Source organism: Intestinibacter sp., from assembly GCF_051866655.1.
Classification (GTDB): domain Bacteria; phylum Bacillota; class Clostridia; order Peptostreptococcales; family Peptostreptococcaceae; genus Intestinibacter.
On sequence record NZ_JBJDXL010000423.1, the window covers coordinates 1 to 2,854 of the forward strand.

A 2,854-nucleotide genomic window follows, 5' to 3' on the forward strand; every position below is an offset into this window, starting at 1 on the left:
CTTGGCAAGGCCTATAGCCATCATCTTTATAAGGCCGCTTTCGTATTTTCCTCTAAAAGAAGTATGTAGCTTTATTCTATTTAACAAAATAATGCCATCTGCGTTTGCTGCATTTTTATCGATATAAACTGGAAGATCTTTAGATGTTCTTCCGACTTCTACTACCTCCATTGAAGATATTATATCGCAGCCTACAGTTTCTTTAGTTATTCCTAGTTTTTTTAGCATATTGGCTTGACCTTCATCAGTTCCCCCACCATGGCTTCCCATCGCTGGAACTACAAAAGGTGTCGCACCACATTTGTAGACGAAATCCACCACTGTCTTCATCAAATCTTGGTAGTGACTAATTCCCCTGCTTCCACCAGTTATCGCTATTTTCATGCCTGGTTTTATTTTGTCTTTTATTTGTTTTTCGATTAATTTTTGATTTAAGTATTCAGGTACATCATCTATTTTAGTATCGTCGAATACTTGTTTTACCTTCATAATTTGAGGTAACTTTATATTATCTAGTATTTCATTTATTTGAGACATTTTTTACTCCTTACGTTTTAAGATATTTTATCTACTTTTTTAGTTACTATAAGGTCGCTGTCATATCCCATTATATTTTTAACTACTACATCTCCAACTTCTACTGGAGCTTCTAATTTTATTCCCTTTATTATGTCCATTACATCGAATATTTTTGCCTTAGGAACTGGCTTTGTAAGTCTTACGCTAACAAGTGGAAGCTCTCCATTTAGTAAAACTACAGAAGAAGCTATATTTCTTCTTGGGTCTACTAATTCTTGAGTCACGTATTCTTTACCTTTTTTGCAGCCTTCCCCTTCTATGCTCTTTATATCCTTTCCTTCGTAATCTACTTCTATCTCACATCCATTTGGACAAACTATACATGTAAATTTTCTATTCACTTATAATCACCTTCAAATCCTTATCTGATTTTATTTCATCTTTTGAAATTTTTATTTGAACCATTTCTGCTGGTATTGCTTTTTTGTATTTTTTAGTTTTTATGATTTCTTCGCCCTGCATTATATCTACCTTACATTCCTTAAATGGCTTTCTAACTCTGAAAGAAAGCACAAAATCCTTAGTTCCACTTATCTTTTGCGGAATAGTGTGGTTTATGTTTTCTCCAGCTTCTATGTTTATCTTGCTTTCAACTAATTTACCATCGTTTATGTATTCGCAAACATGACCTGCAAGTCTTTCAGCTTCTAGTGAAACGAAGTCTACTAAGTCGTGGACTTGTAGTACGTTTCCTGCTGCGAATATACCTTCTACTGAAGTTTGGTAGTTTTCATCTACTACTGCTCCTTTAGTTCTAGGATCTAGTACGACTCCTGCCTTTAATGATAATTCATTTTCTGGGATAAGTCCTATTGAAAGTATCAAAGTATCGCATTCGTATCTTTTTTCTGTTCCTGGGATTACCCTTTTATTTTCGTCAACTTGGCTTACTGTAACAGCTTCAAGTCTTGATTTTCCTTCTATATTAGTTATTGTATGGCTTAGATAAAGAGGTATATCGAAGTCATTTAAGCATTGCTCGATATTTCTAGGAAGCCCGTTTGCATATGGACAAAGCTCTACAACTGCCTCTACCTTAGCGCCTTCAAGTGTAAGTCTTCTAGCCATTATAAGTCCTATATCTCCAGAGCCTAGGATTACTATTTTTTTGCCGACCATAGTGTTAGTCAAGTTTATATATCTTTGTGCGACACCTGCATTGTAAATTCCAGCTGGTCTAGTACCTGGAGTTGATATGGCACCTCTAGTTCTCTCTCTACATCCCATAGTCAAAACTACTGCCTTTGCCTTGTATTGCTTTAAGCCATCTCTAGTCGCGGCGATTACAAGCTTGTCGTTAGTCACATCTATAACTGTCGCATCTGTTATGTAGTCGATTCCTTGTTTTTCGACTTCCTTTATAAATCTATCTGCGTATTCTGGTCCGCTTAGAGTTTCTTTAAATCTAGTCAGACCAAATCCATCGTGGATACATTGCTTTAGTATTCCACCTAATTTATCTTCTCTTTCTACTATAAGTATATCTTCTATTCCTTTATTTTTAAGTTCAAGTGCTGCTGCAAGACCTGCAGGTCCACCTCCAACTATTACTACATCTTTATTTTCAATCATTAGTCTCTCACCTTTCCTACAAACATATTAGAGTTTTCTCTAGAATACAACACGTCTTTTCTATCCTTATTTTTAACCTCTTCTAAAAGTCCTGCTATTCTAGTTTCACAATATCCACCTTGACATCTACCCATCATGGCTCTACATCTGTATTTGATTCCAGTTAGAGTTTCGACGCCTAGTGGGTTGTTTATAGCTTGAAGTATTTCTGCCTTAGTTATAGTTTGACATCTACAGATTACTTCTCCGTAATCAGGATTTTCTTTGATTAGAGCTTCTTTTTCTTCTATAGATTTATCTGCAAAAGTAACTATAGGCTTTCTAATTGGATTGAAGCTTTCGTTTACTGTAAGCTCTTCTTTTTCCTTCATTAGAGAAACTACATACTTAGCGATTGGAGTTGAGCTTGTAAGTCCTGGAGACTCGATTCCAACAAGATTTATAGTATTTGGAGCTTCTTCTCTTCTTTCTATTACGAAATCGTGGTATCCACCTTCTTCCTTTGAAGCAAGCTTAGGTCTGATTCCAGCGAAATTTCTTATGAAATCGCCTCTATTTATATGAGGGAATATTCTTCCACCGTCTTTAATCAATAAGTCCATTATCTTTTGAGTAGCTGAGTAATCGTCTCTCTCGTCTATATATTCACTACTTGGTCCTATAAATACATTTCCATCAATTGTAGGAGTCAAGTGAATTCCTA

General features: G+C 35.5%; 4 protein-coding genes. All 4 read right to left on the minus strand.

From position 1 onward, the window contains the following. On the minus strand, positions 1-537 hold a 537-nt coding region (locus tag ACI3VO_RS12765), incomplete at its 3' end, for a lactate racemase domain-containing protein (protein WP_439758282.1). 17 nt (positions 538-554) lie between these two features. Beyond that, a complete protein-coding gene (locus ACI3VO_RS12770; RefSeq protein WP_439758283.1) occupies positions 555-920 on the minus strand; it encodes a DUF1667 domain-containing protein in 366 nt (121 codons plus the stop codon). Then, on the minus strand, positions 913-2,151 hold the full coding sequence (locus tag ACI3VO_RS12775) for an NAD(P)/FAD-dependent oxidoreductase (protein ID WP_439758284.1): 1,239 nt from the start codon (positions 2,149-2,151) through the stop codon (positions 913-915). Before ACI3VO_RS12775 ends, ACI3VO_RS12770 begins: the two co-directional genes overlap by 8 nt. Further along, on the minus strand, positions 2,151-2,854 hold a 704-nt coding region (locus tag ACI3VO_RS12780), incomplete at its 5' end, for an FAD-dependent oxidoreductase (RefSeq protein ID WP_439758285.1). The genes ACI3VO_RS12775 and ACI3VO_RS12780, both read right to left, overlap by 1 nt.